Annotated in this window: 25 protein-coding genes; 8 read left to right on the forward strand and 17 right to left on the reverse strand. The window is 60.6% G+C overall.

The window, feature by feature from the left end; translation table 11 throughout:
* Positions 1 to 55: 55 nt before the first annotated feature.
* The 10 genes from VUG52_RS17555 to VUG52_RS17600 form a co-directional block, all read right to left on the reverse strand.
* Complete coding sequence (locus VUG52_RS17555) at positions 56 to 322, reverse strand: hypothetical protein (protein WP_050706443.1); 267 nt, start codon at positions 320 to 322, stop codon at positions 56 to 58.
* Positions 323 to 393: 71 nt separating this feature from the next.
* The gene (locus VUG52_RS17560) at positions 394 to 948 is read right to left on the reverse strand and encodes an EndoU domain-containing protein (protein ID WP_050706444.1); all 555 of its coding nucleotides are present in this window, start codon (positions 946 to 948) and stop codon (positions 394 to 396) included.
* Positions 949 to 1,027: 79 nt separating this feature from the next.
* On the reverse strand, positions 1,028 to 1,810 hold the full coding sequence (locus VUG52_RS17565) for a glycoside hydrolase family 19 protein (RefSeq protein ID WP_050706445.1): 783 nt from the start codon (positions 1,808 to 1,810) through the stop codon (positions 1,028 to 1,030).
* Positions 1,811 to 1,906: 96 nt separating this feature from the next.
* A complete protein-coding gene (locus VUG52_RS17570; protein ID WP_050706446.1) occupies positions 1,907 to 2,293 on the reverse strand; it encodes a hypothetical protein in 387 nt (128 codons plus the stop codon).
* 31 nt (positions 2,294 to 2,324) lie between these two features.
* Positions 2,325 to 2,498, reverse strand: coding sequence for a hypothetical protein (locus VUG52_RS17575; protein ID WP_256206015.1), 174 nt, complete (start codon positions 2,496 to 2,498; stop codon positions 2,325 to 2,327).
* A 43-nt stretch (positions 2,499 to 2,541) separates the two neighbouring features.
* The gene (locus VUG52_RS17580; protein WP_050706448.1) at positions 2,542 to 2,847 is read right to left on the reverse strand and encodes a hypothetical protein; all 306 of its coding nucleotides are present in this window, start codon (positions 2,845 to 2,847) and stop codon (positions 2,542 to 2,544) included.
* Positions 2,847 to 3,119: a hypothetical protein gene (locus tag VUG52_RS17585; protein WP_050706449.1), complete on the reverse strand. Its 273-nt coding sequence runs from the start codon at positions 3,117 to 3,119 to the stop codon at positions 2,847 to 2,849. The genes VUG52_RS17580 and VUG52_RS17585 overlap by 1 nt, the downstream gene beginning before the upstream one ends.
* A gap of 87 nt (positions 3,120 to 3,206) precedes the next feature.
* Complete coding sequence (locus tag VUG52_RS17590; protein ID WP_050706450.1) at positions 3,207 to 3,815, reverse strand: DUF2589 domain-containing protein; 609 nt, start codon at positions 3,813 to 3,815, stop codon at positions 3,207 to 3,209.
* A gap of 11 nt (positions 3,816 to 3,826) precedes the next feature.
* Positions 3,827 to 4,315, reverse strand: a complete 489-nt coding sequence (locus VUG52_RS17595) for a DUF2589 domain-containing protein (protein WP_050706451.1) — start codon at positions 4,313 to 4,315, stop codon at positions 3,827 to 3,829.
* A gap of 196 nt (positions 4,316 to 4,511) precedes the next feature.
* The gene (locus VUG52_RS17600) at positions 4,512 to 5,552 is read right to left on the reverse strand and encodes a helix-turn-helix domain-containing protein (protein WP_052896032.1); all 1,041 of its coding nucleotides are present in this window, start codon (positions 5,550 to 5,552) and stop codon (positions 4,512 to 4,514) included.
* 224 nt (positions 5,553 to 5,776) lie between these two features.
* Here VUG52_RS17600 and glpT point away from each other — a divergent pair, with 224 nt between their 5' ends.
* Positions 5,777 to 7,129: a glycerol-3-phosphate transporter gene (gene glpT / locus VUG52_RS17605; RefSeq protein ID WP_050706452.1), complete on the forward strand. Its 1,353-nt coding sequence runs from the start codon at positions 5,777 to 5,779 to the stop codon at positions 7,127 to 7,129.
* A 48-nt stretch (positions 7,130 to 7,177) separates the two neighbouring features.
* Here glpT and VUG52_RS17610 read toward each other — a convergent pair whose 3' ends face one another.
* From VUG52_RS17610 to VUG52_RS17620, 3 genes are all read right to left on the reverse strand, one after another.
* Positions 7,178 to 8,782, reverse strand: a complete 1,605-nt coding sequence (locus VUG52_RS17610; RefSeq protein ID WP_050706453.1) for a mechanosensitive ion channel domain-containing protein — start codon at positions 8,780 to 8,782, stop codon at positions 7,178 to 7,180.
* 447 nt (positions 8,783 to 9,229) lie between these two features.
* Positions 9,230 to 9,694 (reverse strand): GNAT family N-acetyltransferase, encoded by a 465-nt coding sequence (locus VUG52_RS17615; RefSeq protein ID WP_050706454.1) that lies wholly within the window; start codon positions 9,692 to 9,694, stop codon positions 9,230 to 9,232.
* Positions 9,695 to 9,699: 5 nt separating this feature from the next.
* The gene (locus VUG52_RS17620) at positions 9,700 to 9,897 is read right to left on the reverse strand and encodes a DUF1737 domain-containing protein (RefSeq protein WP_050706455.1); all 198 of its coding nucleotides are present in this window, start codon (positions 9,895 to 9,897) and stop codon (positions 9,700 to 9,702) included.
* 501 nt (positions 9,898 to 10,398) lie between these two features.
* Here VUG52_RS17620 and VUG52_RS17625 point away from each other — a divergent pair.
* Positions 10,399 to 10,755, forward strand: coding sequence for a hypothetical protein (locus VUG52_RS17625; RefSeq protein WP_050706456.1), 357 nt, complete (start codon positions 10,399 to 10,401; stop codon positions 10,753 to 10,755).
* A gap of 214 nt (positions 10,756 to 10,969) precedes the next feature.
* Here the strand turns inward: VUG52_RS17625 and VUG52_RS17630 are convergent, their stop codons facing one another.
* On the reverse strand, positions 10,970 to 11,224 hold the full coding sequence (locus VUG52_RS17630) for a hypothetical protein (RefSeq protein WP_050706457.1): 255 nt from the start codon (positions 11,222 to 11,224) through the stop codon (positions 10,970 to 10,972).
* A 492-nt stretch (positions 11,225 to 11,716) separates the two neighbouring features.
* Between VUG52_RS17630 and VUG52_RS17635 the strand changes: the two genes are divergently transcribed.
* Positions 11,717 to 12,793: a type I restriction endonuclease gene (locus VUG52_RS17635; RefSeq protein ID WP_050706458.1), complete on the forward strand. Its 1,077-nt coding sequence runs from the start codon at positions 11,717 to 11,719 to the stop codon at positions 12,791 to 12,793.
* Between the two features lie 61 nt (positions 12,794 to 12,854).
* Here VUG52_RS17635 and VUG52_RS17640 read toward each other — a convergent pair whose 3' ends face one another.
* On the reverse strand, positions 12,855 to 14,651 hold the full coding sequence (locus tag VUG52_RS17640; protein ID WP_050706459.1) for a glycoside hydrolase family 15 protein: 1,797 nt from the start codon (positions 14,649 to 14,651) through the stop codon (positions 12,855 to 12,857).
* A 335-nt stretch (positions 14,652 to 14,986) separates the two neighbouring features.
* Here VUG52_RS17640 and VUG52_RS17645 point away from each other — a divergent pair, with 335 nt between their 5' ends.
* The 5 genes from VUG52_RS17645 to VUG52_RS17665 all read left to right on the forward strand — a co-directional run bounded on the left by VUG52_RS17645 (position 14,987) and on the right by VUG52_RS17665 (position 21,748).
* Positions 14,987 to 17,344 carry a type VI secretion system Vgr family protein gene (locus VUG52_RS17645; protein WP_220689919.1) on the forward strand — a complete coding sequence of 786 codons (2,358 nt, stop codon included), beginning with the start codon at positions 14,987 to 14,989 and terminating at the stop codon, positions 17,342 to 17,344.
* A gap of 205 nt (positions 17,345 to 17,549) precedes the next feature.
* A complete protein-coding gene (locus VUG52_RS17650) occupies positions 17,550 to 18,680 on the forward strand; it encodes a VRR-NUC domain-containing protein (protein ID WP_162232976.1) in 1,131 nt (376 codons plus the stop codon).
* Positions 18,673 to 19,773 (forward strand): type VI immunity family protein, encoded by a 1,101-nt coding sequence (locus tag VUG52_RS17655; RefSeq protein WP_082337801.1) that lies wholly within the window; start codon positions 18,673 to 18,675, stop codon positions 19,771 to 19,773. The genes VUG52_RS17650 and VUG52_RS17655 overlap by 8 nt, the downstream gene beginning before the upstream one ends.
* A 10-nt stretch (positions 19,774 to 19,783) precedes the next feature.
* Entirely contained in the window at positions 19,784 to 20,041 is a 258-nt protein-coding gene (locus tag VUG52_RS17660) for a PAAR domain-containing protein (protein ID WP_082337802.1), read from the forward strand.
* A gap of 657 nt (positions 20,042 to 20,698) precedes the next feature.
* Positions 20,699 to 21,748 carry a 3-oxoacyl-[acyl-carrier-protein] synthase III C-terminal domain-containing protein gene (locus VUG52_RS17665; RefSeq protein ID WP_050706461.1) on the forward strand — a complete coding sequence of 350 codons (1,050 nt, stop codon included), beginning with the start codon at positions 20,699 to 20,701 and terminating at the stop codon, positions 21,746 to 21,748.
* Between the two features lie 60 nt (positions 21,749 to 21,808).
* On the opposite strand, the gene zwf is transcribed toward VUG52_RS17665, so the two are convergent.
* Positions 21,809 to 23,302, reverse strand: coding sequence for a glucose-6-phosphate dehydrogenase (gene zwf / locus VUG52_RS17670; protein WP_050706462.1), 1,494 nt, complete (start codon positions 23,300 to 23,302; stop codon positions 21,809 to 21,811).
* Positions 23,303 to 24,322: a phosphogluconate dehydrogenase (NAD(+)-dependent, decarboxylating) gene (gene gnd / locus VUG52_RS17675; RefSeq protein WP_256206016.1), complete on the reverse strand. Its 1,020-nt coding sequence runs from the start codon at positions 24,320 to 24,322 to the stop codon at positions 23,303 to 23,305. It lies immediately after the preceding gene.
* Between the last annotated feature and the right edge of the window lie 21 nt (positions 24,323 to 24,343).

Genomic DNA, 24,343 nt, shown 5'->3' on the forward strand with positions numbered 1-24,343 from the left:
ACAGGCCCGCAAAAACGTGGCAAGCACCACCGGCGTGCCGGCCCGACGCAGGGTTTCAGTAGCGCGCCTTCGGCTGCCAACCCTGCAGGGTCTCGATGAAACTGTCCAAAGGCAGGCGCACCGCAGGCCAGTCCTCCCTGTAATGGTGTTCGATCAGCACGGCGTCCTCTTCGAAGGCAACGTGGTAGGCGTTGCCGCTGTAGGCCTCCACCATCCGGTTGCGACGTGCGGCCAGGGCCTTCTCGAGCAAGTGCTCGAGTGCCACGGCCGTCACCTCGTCGTCGAGGAACTGCTGCAGGCCTGGGGGGCGGGGGTTGGACATGAGCATGCTCCTTTGCCAGGGATACGGAAGAGCCGGGCATGATGCCCGGCCCTGGTGAGGGTGACGCAGGATCAGTAGTCAGGATAGGCGGTGGTCACCACCGTGCCAGCCCCATTCAGATAACCGACGATGTTGAACGATGCGCCAGGGTTGCCGGCCACGCAATGAGCCCCCGACGGTCCGCGGAACTCGTTGCCGTTCAGCGAGGTGCGGTTGTTGTAGGCATTCTGGATGGCCGCCACCACATTGGCTTGCGAGCAGCTGTCCGGGAACATGGTGGAGATGGACTTGCTCGCGGTCACGCCGTTCTGGGTGATGTTGAAGCTGCGCAGGACATAGATCCCGGCCGGCCCGACCGGTGTATTGGTGGTCGCCGCCGTGAAGGCCACGGTGGCGGGCAACTGTCCGCCAGGCCTGCTGTGGAAGCCCTTGGCCCGGTTGTTGGCCACCTCGCCGCAGAACACATGCTGTTGATTGACCGCCGGCACGCCGCCCGAGTTGGGCTGTGGGCATGCCACGGCGGCCTGGGCGGACGCCACCGGCACCAGGCTGAACGCCAGGCTGCCGATGACCGCCAACCCAGCCAGCGCGGCGCGTGCATGTGGGAATACGAAAGTCTTTTTCATCATGAAGCTCCTTTTTTACGGTGACAGGACGTTGTTGTCCTCGGGTTCCGCCGCTGCCGGCGAAAAGGGGGAATGGAGTTCAGCCGATCAGCAGCCACCTGGCCCGGGCGAGGTACGCGGCGCGGTCGTCGAGACCGTTGAAACCGCCATTGACGCGGCGGGTGACCTCACGCAGGTCATCCTTGTCGGCCCAGTCGTTGAGCTTGCGGTTCGCCCAGAACCAACCGGCGACGTCCACCGCCAGGGCCGGGTCGCTGCTGACCAGGGAGGGATCGTCCTTGCTCTCGAAATCGCGCTTGCAGTACTGGCCGTACTGGCGGTAGTTGGCGCGACCGGTCAGCTGGATCAGCCCGCGTCCCTTGAAGCGCGGCCCGTCGCCCGGTTGCAGGTTGCCCAGGTCCTTGCGGCCCTCGTAGGCACTCCCGGAGGCCAGCTCCTCGGTGTATCGCAGGCAGCCGCTCTCATGGGCGATCTGGGCAAGGAAGTGGGCGATGCGCAGCGGCGTGTCGATGCGGTAGCGGGTCAGCACGTCGAGCACCGGTTGGTGGAAGGCATCGATACGTGCGCCGCTGGCATTGATCAGCGCCAGCCACAACTTGGGCGCGACCAGCCCACCGGGCAGGCCCACGCGCAAGGCGGCCAGGGTCGCATCGCCCGGCGCCACCGGCTTGCCCTGCGGGCTGCCGATGATCTGCTGGAAGGTGTCCAGCGCACTGCGCGTGCCGCCCCCCCACAGGCCATCGATGCCAAGCGCGCAGCTGAAGCCGCGTTGACCGCTGTTGAGGTTGAGCAGCAGCTGCAGGCTGCGCACATCGGCTGGGGCGTTGTTGCCGCCCGCCCCTACGGTGTTGGTGATGCACATGGTCAGCTCCTTTTTTCAGGCAAGCCGCTCCCCGTGGGGCAGCGGCCAGGCCGTGCCTTGAAGGCGAAGCGAATGGATGACGGTTGGTTGTGGCGGCTACCTGGCGGGCGGCACCAGGGTGGCGCTGTAGGCGAGCTTGTTGGCCTGGGTGAACAACTGGATCTGCAGGCCATCACTGCCCTGGCGACTCTGCAGGTAGCCCAGGGTCAGCGGTCCGCAACGGCCCGCCCCACCGCCTTTGAGGCTGTAGCTGCGCTCCGGCCCATCCGCGCCGTTGAACTCCAGGGCGAAATCGCACGCCCATCCGGCGCCGAAGCGCACCTTGCCGGCGTTCTTGCCCAAGCCTGCGCCAGGATCGATGTTCAGCAGCACCGGCACGTTGGTGCCGTTGTCCTTGAGCGTGCCCTGGTACTCGTCGGCCCACGCCGATCCCAGGCCGGCCAGTGCAAGGGCACCGGCCAGTGCGGTTGCCAGATGTCTCATGGTGACTCTCCTTGTTGGGTGATTCATGGGTTCAGAACGCCAGCACCAGCCCCGCCCACTTGGCGATGGCCAGGGCCAGGTCGGGCTGGATCGCCCCCAACGCCACCAGCGCCGACAATGCGGCTGCGCCAATGGCGCACAGCACGCGCTTGCCGATGGACATCCGAGCCGGTTGGCCTGGTTTGTTCTTGAGAATCGTGCGCATGGTTCGGGTCTCCTGGGTTGAAAGCAGCAAACGCATCGAGCGCTCAGTCGGCCTGGCCATCACCGGGCCTCCCGTAGTGGCCGAACAGCTCGCCATCGAGGCGAACGACAATCGCCTCACCGGCATCGCCGGGCACCTTGATACTCAGCTCATGCAAGGTTTCATTGCGCCGTGGCGCGCGACCGACACGCAGTGCCAGCCTCCCCGGCGCATCGCCGGGCTCGAGGGTGGCGGCCAGCACCACCTGCATCTCTGCGATCCGGATCCCCGGCCAGCGTTGCCCGGTGGCCTGCCGCGCGCACTGCACGGCGCCGCCCAGCGCGTGGACGAACTCTGCGAAGTGGTTCATCACGAGGCCTCCTGTTCGTCGGCCAGCCAGAACGGCCGACGGGCGAAGCCCACGTGGTAGATGAGTGACTGCAGCACCACCTGGTGCTCGCCGATGTTGAGCAGGTTGAAGGTTTTCTCGATGCCGACGATGCGCCCCTTGGGCGGCTCGCTGAGGCAGCGGTTGAGCAACGCGGTCTGCGCCTGGATCAGCTCGTGCGACGTCAGCTTCTCCGGATCGGTGCTGCCGACGACGATGCGTTTCACATATCCCACGTCCGTTAGATCGAACATCACGGAACTCCTTTCCGGAAAAGTCTGACGGCCAACCCCTGGCTAGCGCTCACACGCCCACAGGGCTGGCGTTGGGCCGATCACCGCTTACTGCTGGGTGATGGCTTTGGGCGCGACCGACTGCGAGATCATGTCCAGCACCCGGGCCAGCCCTTCCGGCATACCGTCGTCGGCCGCGTGGACCTCGACGTGATACTTGGCCGACTGGTCGGTCGAGCGGGTGTTCTCCTTGTGCGAGGACACCGAGCCGGAGATGTTGACCTTGGCGCTGAACGGCCCCCAGCCCACGCTGGCCTCCGCCGACATCGCCGCCTGGGCGTCGGTGGCTTCGCGCGATTGCTCGGAGTTCTTCACCTCCATGTCGAAGGTGATGTCGACCTTGTTGATCGACAGGTTCGGCACCTTGACCACCGCCAGCAACGGGACTTCGAGCTCCACCCGTTCCATCGGGATGGTGCCGTCATCGGGCTTGCTGGTGGACGGACGGTCGAAGCGGAAGCTGACCGTGCGCACATCCCCCACCGCGTTGGGGTCAGTCGGGTTGTTGGGGTCAGGCAGGAAGCCGATCACCTTGATGAAGTCGGCGGTGGCATTGGCCAGGCGGACCTGGGCGTCGCAAGCGGCTGTGAGAGGACCGCCGATCAGGTCGCCCATAGGCAGGCCGCGGAACTGGTCACCCATCGAGAAGTTAGCCATTTGTGTTTCTCCTAGATCAATTTATCGAGGTTTTGCAGCAGCCGAGCCATCCCCTCCGAAGGGGGCTGGGTTTCGACTTTGAGGGTGACGCGCGCCAGCGGCCCGCCTTCACCATTGCGGCGAACGCCCAGGTCGACGTTCAGAGCCTTGTGGGTCTCGCTCGGCCAGCCCGAGTCGTCATCACCGGCAGTCGCCGGGCCGACGTTCGCGGCCGAGCCGTCATCGGCGTTCAGCCCTACCTCGAACGAGATTTCCATGTCCTTCACGGCCATCAGCCGCGCCCCCACCAGCGACAGCAGCGGGACCCGTACCACGCGCTCCTCGCCGTCCCTCGCCTCGGGCGAATGGGACGGCAGGCGCACATCGATGCTGACCGGCCGGTTGTCCTCGTCGAAGTACTGGCGCACCGTCGATACCTGGAAGCGCTGGATCTTGTCCTGCGCCTCGGCGACCGCGCCGGCGATGCTCTGGATGAGGTGATGGAGGGATTGATTCGCCACGACCGACGCTCCTTGTCTCATGCGGTGCCGATGCCGTCCGGGTGGCTTCGGTATGCCCCACGCGTTGCAGGGTTCAGGCCCTGACGACGGCACCGGGTTGGATGGATGGTTGGGTTACCAGGTGAGCCCAGATTACGGATGGGCCCGGGGGGTGTCCGGGGGCGTGCGTCCCGAAAACAGGGTCAGCCGTCCCGAATCAATGACTGGCCAACTCGCGTAGCCAACGCGCCATCGAGGGCGGCTCGCCAACCCGCGCATCCGCGCAGGCCAGCTCGCCCCGCTGCAAGGCGGTACGCGCCGCGCGGGGAGACAGGCCGAAGGCCTTGCGGAACACCTTGCGCAAGTGCGCCTCGTCGGTGAAACCATGGTCATAGGCCAGATCGCCGATGCGCCGCCCGGCATTGCCGGGCTCGCCCAACGCCTGCAGGTAGCGGCGCAGGCGCCGTTGCAGCAGGTAGTGGCGCACCCCGCCGAATCGCTCGAATGCCCGATACAACTGACTGCGCGAGGTTCCCATGGCCTTGGCCAGCAGCGTCGGGGTAAGGTCGTTGCGCTGCAAATTGCGCTCGATGTAACTGCGTGCCCGGCGACCGAGGTCGCCCTGTGTGGGCATGGCCTTGACCTGGCTGCAGGCTGCCGCGCTGATCAGGCAGGCACCGATCACCCCCACCAGCGGCTGGCCAAGATGTACCAATTGCTCCTGGGTCAATTGTGGCGCGGCCGTGGCGAGCGACAAAAGCAGGCTGGCGAGCAGGCGCCCCATCGTGCTCTCCCGCCCCAGGCGCAGGCCATGCAACTGCCATGTGGGGTGCCCCAGCGCGGTACGGGGTATCACCAGGCTCAGGCCTTCGCCGCCGGCCATGGCAAAAGCCGCCGGCTGTGTCAGGTCCAGCACTACCACATCCCGCGCCCGTACGCGTATGCCATTGCCAGCTGCCAGGCCACGCTGCAGCGGCAGGTGCAGCACATAGTGATCGAGGTCGCAGCCGCCCAGACGGTGCGCGTCACGATCATAGCGGGCGCCCTCCAGGTAACCACGGCACAACAAAAAACGCTGGAAATGAAAGACCTCGAGCGAGACAGCGAAGGCATCGCCTGTGCTGGCCGCCGTGCTGAACAGCACATCGGCCGCCAGGCGCCAGGCACGGAAGTGGTCCGTAGTGATGTGCAGGATGGGCAGTTGCGTGTCGCGGGGGGCGGTGCTGGTGGGCTCGGCTTGCGTTACGTGAATATCCATGTGTTTCGGCTCTTCTATCCATAGTCGAGCCGGAAAAGTGGTTCACTTCCGATCAGCCTGTAGCCATTTGCCATTATTCGTGTCAGGTATCTGCCATCAACCTGTCGTCGAGAAACACGGCAATTTTCACAAAACAACACCTGCTCCCCGCGAAACAGATATTTTTTCTGTAACGAAAATGTAAAATTCGTTTTCGCATACCTATAACAAGTTGGGAGCTTCACATGTTTGCCTTCTTCCGCCCTGCCGCGCACCAGGCGCCGCTGCCCGACGAGCGCGTCGACAGCACCTATCGCCGCCTGCGCTGGCAAATCTTCGCCGGGATCTTCTTCGGCTATGCCGGCTACTACCTGCTGCGCAAGAACTTCTCCCTGGCCATGCCCTACCTGATCGAGGAAGAGGGCTACACCCGCGGCCAGCTGGGCGTGGCGATTTCCGCCATCGCCATCGCCTACGGCCTGTCCAAGTTCCTCATGGGCCTGGTCTCGGACCGCTCCAACCCGCGCTATTTCCTGCCCTTCGGCCTGCTGATCTCGGCCGGGGTGATGTTCATTTTCGGTTTCGCGCATTGGGCCACGTCCAGCGTGACGATCATGTTCGTGCTGCTGTTCATCAACGGCTGGGCCCAGGGCATGGGCTGGCCGCCGAGCGGCCGGACCATGGTGCACTGGTGGTCGCAGAAGGAGCGCGGTGGCGTGGTTTCGGTGTGGAACGTCGCCCACAACGTCGGTGGCGGCCTGATCGGCCCGCTGTTCCTGCTGGGCCTGGGCTGGACCAACGACTGGCACGCCGCCTTCTACGTGCCCGCCGCCGTGGCGGTGCTGGTGGCCGTGTTCGCCTTCGCCACCATGCGCGACACCCCGCAATCGGTCGGCCTGCCGCCGGTCGAGCAGTACAAGAACGACTACCCGGAAGGCTACGACGAGAGCCACGAGCAGGAATTCAGCGCCAAGCAGATCTTCGTCGAGTACGTGCTGCGCAACAAACTGCTGTGGTACATCGCCCTGGCCAACGTGTTCGTCTACCTGCTGCGCTACGGCGTGCTCGACTGGGCGCCAACCTACCTGAAGGAAGCCAAGCACTTCAGCGTCGACACCACCTCGTGGGCCTACTTCTTCTACGAGTGGGCCGGCATCCCCGGCACCCTGCTGTGCGGCTGGATGTCCGACAAGATCTTCCGCGGCAACCGCGGCCTGACCGGCATCGTGTTCATGGCCCTGGTGACCGTCGCCACCCTGGTGTACTGGCTCAACCCACCGGGCAACCCGACCGTCGACATGATCGCGCTGTTCGCCATCGGCTTCCTGATCTACGGGCCGGTGATGCTGATCGGCCTGCAGGCACTGGAACTGGCGCCGAAGAAAGCCGCCGGCACCGCGGCCGGCTTCACCGGCCTGTTCGGCTACCTGGGCGGTTCGGTCGCAGCCAGCGCGGCGATGGGCTACACCGTCGACCACTTCGGCTGGGACGGCGGCTTCGTGCTGCTGGTGAGTGCGTGCGTGCTGGCAATCGCATTCATGGTGCCGACCCTTTGGCACACCAAGGCGGCAAGTGCCAGTCGCGAGGCGGTGGCCTGATAGCCAAACCCTGAATCGGCGGCGCCCTTTGTAACGGCGCCGCTGGTCTCACTCCCCGGGCGCATCCGGCGCCTGCGCCGGCGCGCTGTACCAGCGCTCGGGCGGCACCCACTTCTCCTGTGCCGGGTCGCCCAGGTAATGCGGCGACATGATCTGCACGCCGTATTCGTTGAACACATCCTGGATATTGGCGTGCAGCAGGCTCAGCAGCTCCGCCCGCGGCCTCGGCTCGCTCGGCACCGCCTGGGCGACCAGGCGGTATTCCGGGTAGAAGTCCGACAGCCCGGTCTGGAACACCTGCGGCCTGGGGCTGGCGAGGATGCCGTCGGTGCGCCGTGCCGCCTCGGTCAGCATCGCCTCCACCTGGCGCCAGGGCGTGTCGTAGCCGATGGTGACCACGGTATCGACGATATACCCCGGCCCCTGCACCGCCCGTGAATAGTTGCGGGTCACGGAACCGGTGATCATCGAGTTGGGCAAGGTCAGCACTTCGCCCAGCCCGGTGCGGATGGTGGTGTTGAACATCCCCACCTCGGTCACCGTCCCCTCGTGCTCGCCGACCCGCACGTACTCGCCGGCCTTGAGCGTGCGCGAATAGGTGAGGATCAACCCCGCCGCCGCCTGGCCGACCACGCTGGAGGCGCCCAGGGAAATCATCAGGCCCAGCAACACCGACAAGCCCTTGAACGCATCGGTGCCCGAGCCCGGCAGGTACGGGTAGGCCATCACCAGGGCGAACAGCCAGATGGCCAGGGAGGTCAGGCGCGTGGTCGGTTGCAGGGTCTCGCCGGTCAGCCAGGGCACGCTGCCGGGGCGCGCCAGGCGCTCCAGCAGGCGGCGACTGAAGCTGCTGATACCACGGGCGATGAAGAAGATGGTGATCGCCACGGCGATGCCCGGGATGGCATGCACGATCCCGTCGAGCAGGTAGCGCAGCAGGTCGAGCAGGTGCAGGTTGAGGCTCTCGCCCCAAGGACGGGTGTAGGGGAATCGCGACAGCACGAAGCTCAGCCACTGGTAGCTGAACAGCGCCACCAGCAGCCAGTAGAACAGCCGCAGCAAGCGGTCGACCAGGGCATAGACGTACTGCATGTCGAACAACGGCAGTTGCCCCACCTTGAGCTGGTAGGCGCGGTTGCGCATCAGCCTGGGCAAGAGGCCAGTGAGCTTGCGCCGGGCAACATGGGCGCCCTTGAGCAGCGCGACGTAGATCAGCGTGGCCAGCAGCGAGTAGCCCAGGGCCACGAACAGGAAATGCAGGCTGCGCGCCTCGCCGGTTTCGTCCACCACCTGGCGCAGCACCACGGCGGCCTGTTCGGCCGCCGCCCGGGTATCGCCCGAGCCGCCCGGCAGGTCCTGCGGGGCAACGATGAAGGCGCGCCGGTCACCGATCAGGACCAGTTGGCTGTCCATCATCGGATCGACCCTCACCTGCAGCCCCTCGGCACCGCGCAGGGCCTCGTCGACCACCGCCCGGGCGCGCTGCGCACGCACCGCCGGGGGTTCGCCGAGCACGCTGGCGTGGAAGGTGAAGACCGTGCGATTGGCTACCGTCAACTGCGCCGCGACAGGTGCTGTGCCATCGGCGTCGTCGGCCATGGCGGCGGGTATCAGCAACAGCAGCGACAACAGCAGGTAGTACAGGCGTTTCATCAGGCAGCTCCCTGGCCTTGCGTGACCTATAGCACGCAAGCGTAGCTGCTCCTTGCGGGGGCTTCAGGCTGCCTGGTGTCCGCCGCAACCCTTGCAGCGCCTATCAGATCGAGCGCCGCCCGCGCGGCGCATCGCGACGCAAGGCCGCTCCTACATTTGTTGCAACGTACCGAACTTGTCAGGCCATGGTTGCCCGCCTTGGCGCATGCCTTGAGACAGGTGAGAAGGCAACGATGCCTACACTGAAACCGCGTCGTGCCAACAAGGCGGCCCAGGTAATGGCACAGGATTGACTGGCCCGAAACAGATGTAGGAGCGGCCTTGCGCCGCGATGCGCCGCGCGGGCGGCGCTCGATCTGATAGGCGCTGCAAGGCTTGCGGCGGACACCTTGCGGCCCTCACTCGGTCTATAGCCATAGCGCCCATTTTCCCTAAAAGGCCTACCCCTCAGGGCAACAAAATAGTCTTTTTCATAAATAACCGGGCAAACCCATCCTCTGTCGCCCGATGCGTCTCGCGATAGCCCGCCTTCCTGTAAATCTCGATGTTCTCCACCATCCGCTCATGGGTGTAGAGCCGAACGGCCATGCAACCTGTTGCACGGGCATGCTCCTCGCAAAACGCCATCAACCGCCTGCCAATCCCCTGCCCTTTACAGTCCGGCAGCACCGCGACGTTGACCAGCAGCATCACACTGCCCTCCTGGCGCAACACCAGCACCCCGACGATTCGCGTGTCTTGAATGGCAACGAACACCTCGTCGTCCTGCACGACTTGCCGATAGTCATCAAGCATCGGCGCAGGTACCCGACCGATCCTCGCGATGTAGGGGCTGTAGGCCTCTGCGACCAGGACGGCAACTTCATCAGCGTCGTCGGGCATGGCCCGGCGCAGGCGGATTGCGGCATCCATCCGTCTCAGTCCCTGGCTACCGGCCACAGCACCGCCTGCGCAGCCACTACATATCCCTTGCTGCTATCGAAGGTCAGGCTGGGCGAACCATAAAGCTGATAGCCCAAGGCCAGGATCTCGGAAATGCGCTGGCAGAAACTGGCATCGTCCTTGCCGGTGATCAGGCGATAGACCGGCAGGCCGTTGGGTGGGGTCGAGGGCATCTGAGTATTCCTTTCATGGCAGGCGTCTATCGCGTGCGGGGCCGGACATCATGCCATAGCTGCCACTTCATTCGCCTAGGTGAGGCCTGCGCAATCCATTGGTGAGTATCGGAACCATGCAGCGTCATTGCGGGATAACGATGGCGCCAGCAGCGGCACGGAAATGCCCTACAACGAAGAGAGAGATTCTGACGCTCAGATCAGCCCCAGTCTCATCCATTTGAATCTACAGTCATGTCCGATGCATCAGGCATGCGAACAGACTTCGGCAAAGATGCTACAAGGACGCACTACGCCCATGGACCTAGAATGCCAGACACGATCCAAGCCACAGAACGTCTCTCCAGACGCCGACAATATCAGCCCCCCCCCCCGCATACCTGGTGACCGCTGAAGAACGTCAAGTACAGCCTTCCATTCTTTATGACGGAGACTTGAGCATGATGTGGCCCATTGCCTCGCCCCCTATCTGCACACAGTCGTTTGAGGGGCTGGCACATTGTGGAGGTCCTCTACGACTTCGACGGCCCCAAGATATTCACCACGCTTGGCAGCGGTGTCCTCCTATATTTCTGGTACGAAAGCGAGGAAGACCGGGAAGAGCAGCTGATTCGCTACCTGGTCACCCCGGCAAGCCCCTCACAGATCCAGCAATTGAAGGCTGGGTACAAATCTGTACATGACCTGCTCAAGCAGAACTGGCTCTGGGTCGTCGATATGCACTACGACCTGTCTCCCTCCATGGCCTGGCGCCTGGAAAGCCTGGATGACGTACCAACGCAGTTCAAGCCGCCCCCCCACGCCACCCTTTGTCCAAAGCATCTGCATATACCTGCTTCCACTCAGTCCGTGCCATAGCCGTCGGCCCTGGCCTGACCAGCGACCCAAAAACTGCACGGCATCTGTAGAAGATCGCACGGACCTTAGAGCTGCGCTGTCGCTCTGGGAACTGCACCTCTGTGGGAGCGGGCTTGCCCCGCGATAGCGCCAGCGCGGCCACCCACGCAGCCAACGTCAATCATCGCCAGACATGCCCACTTCAACCACTACATTCCACGCGAGATGCGCAAACTCAATGGTGTGTCTGCACCTGAACTGGCACCTGCACCTGCGTTAACGCGGAGTCCAGCAGCGCGCGCACGGTTTCCATCTCGTGCACCGCCGTCAGCGCCAGCGTTGCACCGAGCGAATGCGGATGTGAGGCCAGCACCGACTGATGGGCCACGATCAGGGCGCAACGCACATATTCCGTGGCCTGGATCAGGGTGTCTTCAAGGTGATGAGGGGAAGGATTGGATGGCGGTGGATCGGGGACGATCTTCAACATGGCACTGCTCCCTTTGCTTGGAAGATGCCGCCATTCACTACCTTGCAAGTAATGGTGGCGGTCGTGTGCAGGGCTGCAAGACCGGGGCAATAGGAGAAAACCCGGCTGGCCCGAGGGCCACCCACACACAACCGCCATAAATCAGCCACAGACATACGCCGGCGGCATAGCGGTTAGCGCTAGGCTTCCTATCACACACAGGCTTGCAGACCTGGTCGTTGAATTGGCAACGACCGAAGGAGCCTAGATTGCTGAGAAAACCGTAGCAATGGCTGAGGAGGGGCAAAAGGATGATTCGGAAATGGACTACAAGCAATGAGGAAAATCTGATCGTTCTGCGGATTTAGGATTAACTTTCAGGCAGCTAAATTGTGCTTTCACCTGCCTGTTCGGGTATCCAGCATGGATGAAACGACAGTAGCGGCAAGCTGATCCACCATAGTAGCGTCTTGCCTCTACCGCCCGGATGGGCGAGCACGCACTGGAGCGCAAATGGAATTTGTAGAACGTCTCAACGCGATGGCCGCCAAGGTCAACCAACTGGCTTCGAGCATTCAAACTGAAGAAGCTACTAAAACGGCATTCATCATGCCCTTTATCCACTCCGTCCTGGGCTACGACGTTTTCGATCCGTCCGAGGTTGTTCCAGAATACGTCTGTGACGTGGGCACAAAGAAGGGTGAGAAAATTGATTACGCCATCTTGAAAGATGGTGAAATACAGATCCTCATCGAAACGAAGAAAATAGGCGAGCCCCTCAACATCAACCATGCGAGCCAATTATTCCGTTACTTCCACGTCACAACGGCCAGAATTTCAATACTGACGAATGGGCGGCATTACCGCTTCTTCACAGACCTTGACGCACCGAACAAAATGGATGAAAAGCCATTTTTGGAAATCGACCTTCTTGATATTGATGAGCACGTTATCCCGGAGCTGCAGAAACTTACAAAATCAGCCTTCGACGTTGACTCAATAATCAATGCGGCAGGAGAGCTCAAGTACGTCGGGCAGATCAAACGGGTCATCGCGTCACAATTCAGCCAACCTGACGATGACTTCATAAAATTCTTCGCCTCACGCGTCTACGATGGTGTCATAACTCAAAAAGTAAGAGAGCAGTTCAGTTTGCTGACTCGCAAGGCAGCCTCTCAATTTTTGAATGACCAGATCAACGATCGCCTGAAGTCAGCCATGAGTGGTGTTTCTTACCCAACCCCTGCTGAAAAGGTTGTTACCGAAACGCAGAGTGAGTCCGCGGATAGCGCAGAAGATCGCATTCAAACCACAATGGATGAGTTGGAAGGTTTCCACATAGTCAAAGCTATTGTCCGTACCACTGTGGACTCCAAACGTGTCATCCACCGAGATACGCAGAGTTATTTTGGGATTTTACTAGACGACAACAACCGGAAACCGATCACCCGGCTTCACTTCAACCGTTCACAAAAATACATCGGTATTTTCGACAAAGATAAAAATGAGACACGCCACCCCATTAACTCATTAGACGACATCTATGAATTCGCTGATCAGTTAAGGGACACCGTGGGCTACTACGAGTAAAGAAAAGACGCCCTCACCACTGGAGTGCAACCAGGGCAAAGGCAACCCTATTTTCTCTCCATCAACTGCTCCCCGCCCGATCCCGCACCGGACACTGCGCCCGGTGCAGGTTCAACGCCGTATTGATGATCCCGATATGGCTGAACGCCTGCGGAAAATTCCCCAGCATGCGCTTCCCCGCCGGGTCGTACTGCTCGGCCAGCAGCCCCACGTCATTGCACAACCCCGTCAGTCGCTCATACAGCACCTGCGCCTCGTCCTGCCGCCCCAGCAGCACATACACATCCGCCAGCCAGAACGAACACACCAGGAACGTCCCCTCCCCCGGCGTTAGGCCGTCGCTGCAACTGTCGCTGTCGTAGCGCAGCAGCAGGCCGTTGCGCAGCAGGCGCCTTTCGATCTGTTCCAGGGTGCGCAGAAAGCGTGGATCGTCGGCCGGCAGAAAGCCGGTCAGGGCAATCTGCAGCAGGCTCGCGTCCAGCTCCGTCGAGCCGTAGGCCTGGACGAAGTGCCGGCCGCCAGCGTCCAGCCCGCGCCGGCAGACCTCGTCACGGATCTCGTCCGCCACCTGGCGGTAATGCCGGCTGCGCTCACGCCCCTCCTCGGTGGTGTCGGCCAGGCCCGCCGCCCGGTCGAAGGCGACCCAGGCCATGACCTTGGAGTGCACGAAGTGCTGGCGACCGCCCCGCACCTCCCACAGCCCCTCGTCCGGCTCGCGCCAGATGCCTTCCAGGTACGGCAGGATCGCACGGGCGATGGCCGCGCTACGCGGGTGGCGCGGCAGGCCGCCCTTGATCGCCTGGGTCATGGCGTCGGCCAGTTCGCCGTAGATGTCCAGCTGCAACTGGCCGGCGGCGGCATTGCCGACCCGCACCGGCTGCGAGCCTTCGTAACCCGGCAGCCAGGGCAAGGTGAATTCGGGCAGGTCACGTTCCCCCGCCAGGCCGTACATGATCTGCATCTGCTCGGGGTTGCCGGCCACCGAGCGCAGCAGCCATTCGCGCCAGGCCTGGGCCTCGTCGAAATAGCCCAGGTTCATCAGCGCCAGCAGGGTCATGGTGGCGTCGCGCAGCCAGCAGTAGCGGTAGTCCCAGTTGCGCTCGCCACCGACGCGCTCGGGCAGCGAGGTGGTGACGGCGGCGACCATGCCGCCGGTGGGTGCGTAGGTCATGGCCTTGAGGGTCAACAGCGAACGACGCACACGGTCGGTGTAAGGCCCGACATCAGGGCAGCGGGCGGCGAAGGCCCGCCACTGCTCGAGGGTCTGTTCGAAGTCGTGGTCGATGTCGCAATCGGGCTGCACGGGCAGGTGCGAGGCCTGGTGGCAGAGGCTGAACACCTGGCGCTGCCCCGCGCGCACGCGAAAACGGGCGACGCTGTGGTGGTCGCGGCCATGGGTTTCGGTGCTGCTGCGCAGGATCAGCCGATCAGGGCCGGCGACGGCGCTCAGGGTCAGCGGGTCGATCTTTTCCACCCAGGGCACGCTGCGGCCGTAGTCGAAGCGCAGCACCAGGTCCATCTCGAAGGCCGTCTCGCCGGCCAGGCCCTCGACGATGCGCAGCACGGCGTTGCGCTCGCCCAGGGGCATGCAGTCGAGCAGCCGGGCGCGGCCACTGGCGGTGGTCCAGGTGGTTTCCAGTACCAGGGTGTCGTCGAGGTAGCGGCGGGTGCTGTGCTCGACCGGGTCGCTGGGGGCGATGCGCCAGCGGCCGTTTTCCTCGTTGCCCAGCAGCGCGGCAAACACCGCGGGGGCATCGAAGCGTGGCAGGCACAGCCAGTCGAGGGCGCCGTCGCGGTTGATCAGGGCGGAGCTACGGCAGTTGCCGATGAGGGCGTAGCCTTCGATCGGTGCGGACATCGGGCATCCTCTGGTGGGTGGGTCTGAGGTTGGATGCCAAGTTAGGTGTGCTTGTTCCGACGAGTGACACCCCGCTTCCGGCAAGCCGGCCCTGCTCAACTGTGCGCCTATGCGCCAACTGTCACACCCCGTCAGGGTAGGAGTTAGCTTTGGTTTTGGGCTGCCACTCATCGCGAGATGACCTCTTGCCCGGTTCTCATATCGCCAACTTAGGAAATTTCCCACGCACCATACGGAATTTGCCGGCAATACATTCTCTTTAGCTCTCTTTACGGTCTTCTTACTTCACTATCGGTGCCCTCCTGGGCAACCGTCGGACCGGGAAAGGAGTGCACATGCCCAGCCAATCCGATCTGCGTTACAGCTTCCAACCCTTGGTTGGTGAAGCCGAGTTCGAAGTGGTGTCGTTCGAGCTCAAGGAAGGGATCAGCCAACCCTTCGAGTTGGCCTTGAAGCTGATCAGCTTCGAAGATGATGTCGACTTTGGCCACCTGCTCGACAAGCCCGTGCTGTTCACCATCTGGCGCGGCGAACTCCCCGTGCGGCATGTCCATGGCCTGGTCAGCCGTTTCAGCCAGGGAGAGAGCGGCTTTCACCGCACCTACTACCACGCCCTGGTCGAGCCACAGCTGGCCCGCGCCCGATTGCGCTCGAACTGGCGCATCTTCCAGCACAAGACCGCCCCGCAGATTCTTGACCTGATCCTCCAGCGCCAAGGCATCGTCCAGTACCGGTTCGGTAAAGGCTTCGATTATCACACCCGGGAGTTCTGTGTTCAGGCCGGTGAAAGCGACCTCGATTTCTTCGCCCGCATCGCTGCCGAAGAAGGCCTTATCTACCGATTCGAGCACACGGAAAAACACCACACGCTGATCATCACTGACCGGCTGCTGACGTTAGGCCACATCACGTGCAATGCAGATGACGACGAGGAAGGCTTCGTCGATGACGATGCCCCCGCCAAGCCCTACACCGTGCTGTACCAGGCCAACAGCGGTGGCGACCAGGCTAAGCCATGCCTGCATCGCCTGTGCTATAGCGAGCAGGTCCGTACTGCCCGCCAGGTGCAGCGCGACTACACCTTCACCAACCCGGCTTACCGCCAGGAGCACAGAGCATTCGGCCGCCACCTTGAACATCAGTCCACCGACTACGAACGCTTCGACTATCCCGGCCGCTACAAGCGCGATGCCGTCGGCAAACCCTTCACCGAAAACCGCATCACTGGTCTGCGCCACGATGTCCGTATTGCCGAGGTCACGGGCGACGATGTGCGCCTGCAGCCAGGCCTGAGCTTCACCCTCACAGGCCACCCACGCGAAGACCTGAACGTGCATTGGCGGGTGAGCACCATCACCCACGAGGGCAGCCAGTTCACCAGCCTGCAGGAAGAAGTCGCCGGCACCGATCAGGGCACGCGCTACGCGCAAACCGCCGTACTGGTTCCCGGCCGGGTCGAGTGGCGCCCTGCTCCACAGGAAAAGCCCCGCGTCGATGGCCCGCACATGGCCACCGTGGTCGGCCCACCCGGCGAGGAGATCTACTGCGACGAATGGGGCCGGGTCAAAGTCAGTTTTCCCTGGGATAGGGAGAGCCAGAACAATGAGTTCAGTTCGTGCTGGGTCCGCGTGTCCCAAGGATGGGCCGGGGGAAGCTGGGGCTCGATGGCCATTCCGCGCATTGGCCAGGATGTGATCATCCAGTACGTCAACGGCGACCCTGACCAACCCATGATCACCGGGCGCACCTATTGCGGCGACCAGTTGCCACCCTACGACCTGCCCGATCATAAGACCCGCATGACCATCAAGAGCCAGACCCACAAGGGCAAAGGCTTCAACGAACTACGTTTTGAGGATGAACTGGGCAAGCAGGAGGTATTCATCCATGCCGAAAAGGACCAGAACAACGTCGTCAAGAACAACGAAAGCACCGTTGTCGGCAATGACCGCAATGAGGAGGTTGTAAATAATGAAACCTTAAAAATTGGCAACAACAGATACTGTCACATTGAAAGAAACGATGAAAATAACGTTGGAAACGACAAAATCCAGCGCACCAACCAAGACTACATCCGTCAAACTGGCAGAAACTACGAATCCATCACCCAGAAAAATAAAACTGACACGGTTGGCAATGATCGCCACGAAAAAACAAAAAACAATCACCACACTTTAACTGAAGGCAACACAATTCACCACACGCTAGGAAAACTCACACTTAAAGCAGACCACGAAATCGAGCAGCTCACTCAGCATCTAAAAGTCAGCGCGGGCCAGAGCATCACATTACAAAGCCCGGGAGGGCGCATCACACTAGATGACTCTGGTGTAAGCATCGAGGGATTATCAATCACAATAAAAGGAGAAATAAGTGTTCCATGCGATGGCCGCGGCGATATTTCCTGGATAGGTGATGGCAAGCCAGCAACAGGCAGTCTTGAGGCTTTTTTCTTTTTGGAAAGCGCCGAATCTGGAGAGCCGCTGATTGGTCACCCTTACGAAATACGTAGAGAGAGCGGGCATATTTTCCGAGGCATTACAGATGGAAATGGTAGAACACAAACAGTCATCTCAGCCGAGACAGAGATCATCAATGCCCAAGCACTTCACAACCCCGATGACACGCTGATCATCGAAGCCTCCTATTGGGACAGTTTCTCAGTTGCAGATCTCGACTTTGCCAAAACCTAAGAAAAAATCAGGTTCCTAAATGAACTCCAGCACACCACCCCTAAAAACAACCTCCACCCCCACTGGAGAAAGGCGTACGACCACCAAGCTTACAGCGACCGGAACCCCACTTCCTGTAACAAACCCTTTCGACCTCTGGTATCTATGCGAGAAAGCGGCCTACGCAAAAAACACGCCATTCAGACGTGCGAAAGACAGTCGGCCCATGTACCAACGTACCGTATCGCAACTCATAAGAGCTGACAATATCTCCTTCCGTTATAAATTCCCTTACTGCGGAGAGGTAGGGTACAACATGACTGTAAGCCCACCACAACCCATAATGAGCGAACGAGAACCGTTCCGCCCTAGCACATTCCCCATCTCACAGTACCAACAAATAACAAACAAATTACTTGGAAATTTCCCAACATTAAAGATCGAAACAGACCTCCTAAGCAAGCCTGAGCTAGAGTCCATCCTATCTAGCATTTTTCCGACTAAAACGGAGATTTTTCAGCCAGACTCAAAAAAAAGACTCACAGGGCTCGTAAGAATACCAGACGTCGTAAGACTGAAGTCATTCCAACAACCAGGAAAACTTCAATACAGCCAAAAAAATCTATTATCTGTGATAGAGATGAAATTTCCAGGCGATACCTTGTCACCCGCTCAACAACTGGCTTACCAACGGATTGCAGGAGACCCCGGAAACCTGAGACTGCTCGAAACAAAGCAGTGCGAAATTGGGGATAAGAAGAAATGGCGTGAATGGGTAAGAGCCAATGTTAGCGAACCCGTATACCGACCGGTTGGCCAGGTCATGAGCCTGGCATCGAGGGCGTCCGCTGAAAAACACAAGCTGCTAATCGGCCAGATCGATGCGGAGCATGCGCTAGCCATAAGGCTACTAACTTCGCAGCCATCAGCTTCCGGACCACAGTTGAGCGCCACGCCTAAAAACGTTTCTTCGATTGAAAATCGACGAGCTATGGCCGGGATTGAACTTACCCTCGCCGCCCCATTTGTTGCGGTAGGTGCTGCAATGATGGCGATCGCAGCAACTCCTGTGGCAGCGGCCTCTGAGGGGAGTGCGTTAGTTGCGCATGCTGGCGGCCAGGCGGTCCGCATCGCCCCATTGCTAAATATTTCGCCCAAAGAATTAATTACTGGAATATTAGGAGCGGGTGCAGCTTCACCCGCTTTCGCAACCGCCAATGACCTTCCAGCCTCCACTACAGGCAATCAAACATCAACTATTCAAATAGAGCAATGGAATACTTACCAACGCCATCAGTCCACCACTCTTCAAAACTACGTAATTTGGGAAAATCTTCCGGAGAAACTACATGACTGAAATTGATTTTTTTGAAAATTTCGACAAACACCACTGGGATCTTGTATATGCAGATGAAGCACACGACGACCAACCTGTTGTCCAGGTAGGAATTGTTGCCGCCTTCTACATGAAAGGTGCATACACCCCCTTAAAGCGGATGGCGATCGCCGAAGCATTCAAGATCTACTGCCAGCTTTACGAGGAGAAACTTAACTGGGGTTACATGGGCGGTGAAACTATTACAACACATGAATTCAGCGCCACAATTAAGCAAAAATGCATAACCTATACTTGTTCTGAAAGCCCTTCAGAACCAGTATCATTCATGTGGTCTTCCGCGAAAGGCTTTAACACTACGGGTGATTTTTTATTTCAAGCATTCTCACCAGCCGACTGGTTTGAACAGATTCATCATGCACTGAGCGTTGTTAGAGTTTACTTACCTATCGACGCACTGCGAGAAAATGCAAGCGTCTTCGACACACTGATAAAATCCCTATGCCGTCTGCTGGAGCCGCTACACGGCAGCGCAGGCTTTGGCATACAGAACTGCCATGAACATCAAAACTACCAGCACACCGAACGCGAAATATTGAGCGCATATAGAGGCGTAGACTTAAGCTTACTCATTACAAATGAAAGCTGGCGCACCGGCTACGTAGGATTGAATTGGTACACTTACATTAACAATGACTGGATCAGCTCACTGACTATCCAGAAACCACTCACAGAGCTACTCAAAGACACACGTATAATAATTACAGAGGACGCCCCCACCACAATCATCAAAGCTGGCAACTGGCCAGCCTTAGGAAAGTCGGACACAAATCCTCTACCAGAGCTATACGTAAAAGTGAACGAAGTTATTAAACCTCTCAGGGTCACCAACATCGGCTCTTTACATTATGGTTCCACCTCAGGCGAAATTCGTCTCAACGTCCGCACAAGTAATTTGTGGATGCGCCGCTTTGACCTCCCTCCAGGACACAGCACACCTGCGACACCAAGAAAATACTACCGCTATTCAACCGCAGAAATGAAGAAGATGGAAGAGGATCGTTTATTATTCGACTCCTTTCTCAACGGCACTCCCTCTCACTATAAACCTTGAGCCATTCAATATGCCTGCCATAATTTTAGTCGGCCACTCGCACAATTGCCCACGCTGTGGCCTCACGACCGTTACCAGTGGAGCGAAGTCAGTTACCATCAATAACCGGCCCGTTGCTTGCGTGGGTGATCACCTTGACTGTGGAGCAGTGATAGTAAGCGGTTCATCATTAATGATGATAGCGGGATCCCCCGTTGCGCGCGCAGGGGACTTAACCAACCATGGAGGAGTATTAGAGAACGAAGACAACTGTTGGAAAATAGACTAAATTGAGGCCTAAAATACTTTACATTAGCCTCCAGAAAATAACTCACCCCATCATACCATTACCACTCTAGTGTCCTACCTCGAAAATAAGCTGTTCACTTTTTGCAGGGTCTTGGGCGCGCGGCCGGCGTTGCCGCTCACCAAAACAGAACGCATTTCCGAGGCAGAGCACTAGCATCTGTCTGAAAACCATTGAAATCTCACTACCGCCTATTGGTGCTGCAGTAAAAGCAATAACCACAGGCACCGTCGCCAGCCAGTATGACCATCGCAATAAAGCTTTCCACCAGTTTTCAGTAGCCTGCTCCTAGACGGCGGTACTTCTTTGGTTAACCATACAGTTGCACTTGCATGTCCGACCGAGAGCGTTAAGTGAATGCCCCAAGTGATGTGCAATACCACGCCCCCAGCCGCATAGGATTTGATCTACACGCTCAATCGCATGCCGCTGGCGAGACGCAAGAACATTGATCCACGGCATGGGTGGGACATTGCCCTGTGCTAGAAATATGCCGGTCAGTTGGCGTCACCGGGGCTGCTACGCAGCCCCTTTCGTTTAACCGACTGGCATCAGGCCATTGGCTGCTTACACGGATGAGCACGCCTCCACTCATGCGCATATACCGCGCAGGATCAACCCCCTCAACAAGGACGTTATATGAAGATCGTCGGACTTTCCGCAATACTGCCGTCACGCCAAGTCACCAACCAGGACGTCATCGACCTGGTCGAACAACACTCCAGGGACACCTTCCAGGAGGACTTGCCGAAAACCTTGAAGACCATCGGCAAGTTGCTGGAAAAAAGCGGCAGCGACACCCGCCATTGGCTGGCGGCTGACGAGACGCCGATGGCACTCATGGAAACGGCGTTCGACGCGGCGCTGGCCCAGGCCAATATCAGCAAGGCCGACCTGGACCTGTTGATCTATCCCAATGTCACCCGCGGCTTCATCGAGCCGGCCAACAGTACCTTCATCGCCAAGGCGCTGGGCCTGAACTGCCGCAACTTCGATGTGGTCGATGCCTGCAACGGCTGGGTGACGGCCATGGACGTCATCAACAGCAAGATGCAAGCCGGTGAAATCCGCTACGCCGCCATCGTCAACATGGAGTTCGGCATGTCGGAAGGCGGGCCGGTGATGCCCAAGAACTTCTCGTTGCAGTCGTCGGCCGAACTGGCCTACAAGTTCCCGAGCTTTACCATTGGCGAGGCCGCCGTCGTCACCATCCTGAGTAACGAGGCACCGGGGAACTTCAAGTTCTCCTATATCAATAGGCCCGACCTGAGTGACTTGTCGACGATCTCCTTGCCGGACTGGAAGCTGTTCTGCAACGAGGCCGATATCGCCAAGATCGAACCGACCGGTGGCCAGTACCAGTTCAACTCCTATGCCGCCGCCTTGCATGAAGACGGGCGCAACGAAGCGATCAAAGTCTTCAACCTGCAGAAACTCAGCGCGGACGACGTGCACAAGGTGTTCATCCATACCGGCTCGCCAAAGATGTGGGAACACATTGGCCAGATGATCGGCGTCGATCACAAGTTGCATCACGTCGGGCACAAGACCGGCAACATCATTACCGCGTCGATTCCCTTCGGCATCTTTGATGCCATGAGCCGCGGCGAAGCCGAGCCAGGCCAGTTCTGCATGGGCTGGGCGGGCAGTGGCGGGATGGTGTTCTCGGCGCTGTCGTTTACCTTGTAGGGCTGCTCTGAAATCCTGCCGCCGTGCTGCAACGGCGGCAGGTCGCTATCTCCGCTGGCGTCACCCCAGCGTATGCCACTCGCGCTTGTCCCGCGCCAGCAGCTCGTCGCCGGCCTCGGGGCCATCCTCCCCCGCCGCATACCCGTGCACCTCGCCGCCCTCGGCCGCCCAGGCATCGAGGAACGGTTGCACCGCGCGCCAGCCGTTCTCGATGTTGTCGGCACGCTGGAACAGGGTCTGGTCACCGGTGAGGCAGTCGTAGATCAGCGTCTCGTAACCGGTCGCCGGGGTCATCTTGAAGAAGTCCTTGTAGGCGAAGCCCATCTCGACATTCTCCATCACCAGCTCCGGCCCCGGGCGCTTGGCCTGCAGGTCGAACCACATGCCCTCGTTGGGCTGGATCTGGATCTTCAGGTAGTTCGGCTTGGGCCGCTCCAGCTCGCTTTCGCGAAACTGCGCGTAGGGCGCCGGCTTGAAGCAGATGGCGATCTCGGTGTCGCGCACGCTCATGCGCTTGCCGGTGCGCAGGTAGAACGGCACCCCGGCCCAGCGCCAGTTGTCGATCATCACCTTGAGGGCGACGTAGGTCTCGGTCTGGCTGTGCGGGGCGACGTTGGCCTCCTCGCGGTAGCCGGGCAGCTGCTTGCGGCCCTGCTTGCCGGCACTGTACTGGCCACGTACGGAATTGCGCAGGGCCATCTTCTGCGACCAGGGGCGGATGGCGCCGATCACCTTGGCCTTTTCACCGCGCACGGCGTCGGCGCCGAAGGCCGCCGGCGGCTCCATGGCGACCATGGCCAGCAGCTGGAACAGGTGGTTGGGCACCATGTCGCGCAGGGCGCCGGTGTTGTCGTAGAACGCCCCGCGCGTCTCGACGCCGACGGTCTCGGCGGCGGTGATCTGCACGTGGTCGATGTAATGATTGTTCCAGAACGATTCGAACAGGCCGTTGGAGAAACGGCTGACCAGGATGTTCTGGACGGTCTCCTTGCCCAGGTAATGGTCGATGCGGTAGATCTGCCGCTCGTTCATCACCTTGAGCAGGCGGGCGTTGAGCGCCTCGGCGCTGGCCAGGTCAGTGCCGAAGGGCTTTTCCACCACCACCCGGCGAAAGCCCCCGCCCGACTCGTCGAGCAGGCCGGCATCGCCCAGGCGCTGGGCCACCTCGGGGAAGAAGCGTGGCGAGGTGGCCAGGTAGAAGATGGCGTTGCCGTGGCGCGTCTTGTCGATGCGCCGGGCCAGGGCCTGGTAGGTCTGCGGATCGAGGAAATCGCCGGTCTGGTAGTCCAGGCGCTTGGCCAGGCGTGCCCAGAGTTTTTCGTCCAGGCACTTGCCGGCGTCACGCTCGGCCATGAAGGCATGCAGGCGCTCGGCGAACGCCTCGGCCGTGGCGGCGTTGTGATCGACCCCGACGATACGCATGTTGCGATCGAGCAGGCCGTCACGGCTGAGGTTGTACAGCGCTGGCATCAGCAGGCGCTTGACCAGGTCGCCGCTGGCGCCGAACAGGAACAGGGTGCACGGCGGCGCAGCGGGGATGGTCGATTTGTTCATTCAGTCCTTCTTCTTCTCGACGTGGCCGCCAAAGCCCAGGCGCATGGCGGAAAGGATCTTGTCACCGTAGGTGCCCTGCTGCTGGCGCGAGCGGAAGCGGGCGAACAGCGCGCTGGACAGCACCGGCACCGGCACCGCCTGCTCGACGGCGGCGTCGATGGTCCAGCGGCCTTCGCCGCTGTCGGACACCGAACCGCTGAATTCGGTCAGTTGCGGGTCGGCGACCAGCGCGTCGGCGGTCAGGTCCAGCAGCCAGGAGGTGACCACGCTGCCACGGCGCCACACTTCGGCGATCTCGGCCACATTCAGGTCGAAGCGCTGGTCCTCCGGCAGTTCCGGGCCGCCCTTGCTGCGCAGCAGGTCGAAGCCTTCGGCGTAGGCCTGCATCAGGCCGTACTCGATGCCGTTGTGCACCATCTTCACGTAGTGGCCGGCACCGGGCGGGCCGGCGTGGATGTAGCCGTGCTCGGCGCGCTCGTGCTCGCCGCTGCGGCCCTGGGTGCGCGGAATGTCACCAACGCCCGGGGCGAGGGCCTTGAACAGCGGCTCCAGGCGTTCGAACACCGCCTTCTCGCCGCCGATCATCATGCAGTAGCCACGGTCCAGGCCCCACACGCCGCCGGAGGTGCCGACGTCGAGGTAGTGCAGGCCACGCTTGCCCAGCTCGGCGGCACGACGCACGTCGTCCTTGTAGAAGGTGTTGCCGCCATCGATGATGGCGTCGCCCGGCTCGAGCAGGTCGGCCAGCTGGGCGATGGTCTGCTCGGTGATTTCACCCGCCGGCAGCATGACCCACACTGCCCGCGGCGCCTTGAGTTTCTGCACCAGCGCACCGAGGTCGTGGGCGCCCACGGCACCTTCGCCTTCCAGGGTGGTGATGGCTTCGCGGTTGCGATCGTGGACCACAGTGCTGTGACCTGCGCGCATCAGGCGCCTTGCGATATTGCCGCCCATGCGGCCAAGCCCGATGATTCCCAGTTGCATGTGACGACGCTCCCGTTGGTTTTGCTTTACAACAATTGACGATTTCAGATTAGTCCA

The sequence above is a fragment of the Pseudomonas sp. LH21 genome, assembly GCF_036549575.1.
In the GTDB taxonomy this organism is placed as follows: domain Bacteria; phylum Pseudomonadota; class Gammaproteobacteria; order Pseudomonadales; family Pseudomonadaceae; genus Aquipseudomonas; species Aquipseudomonas peradeniyensis.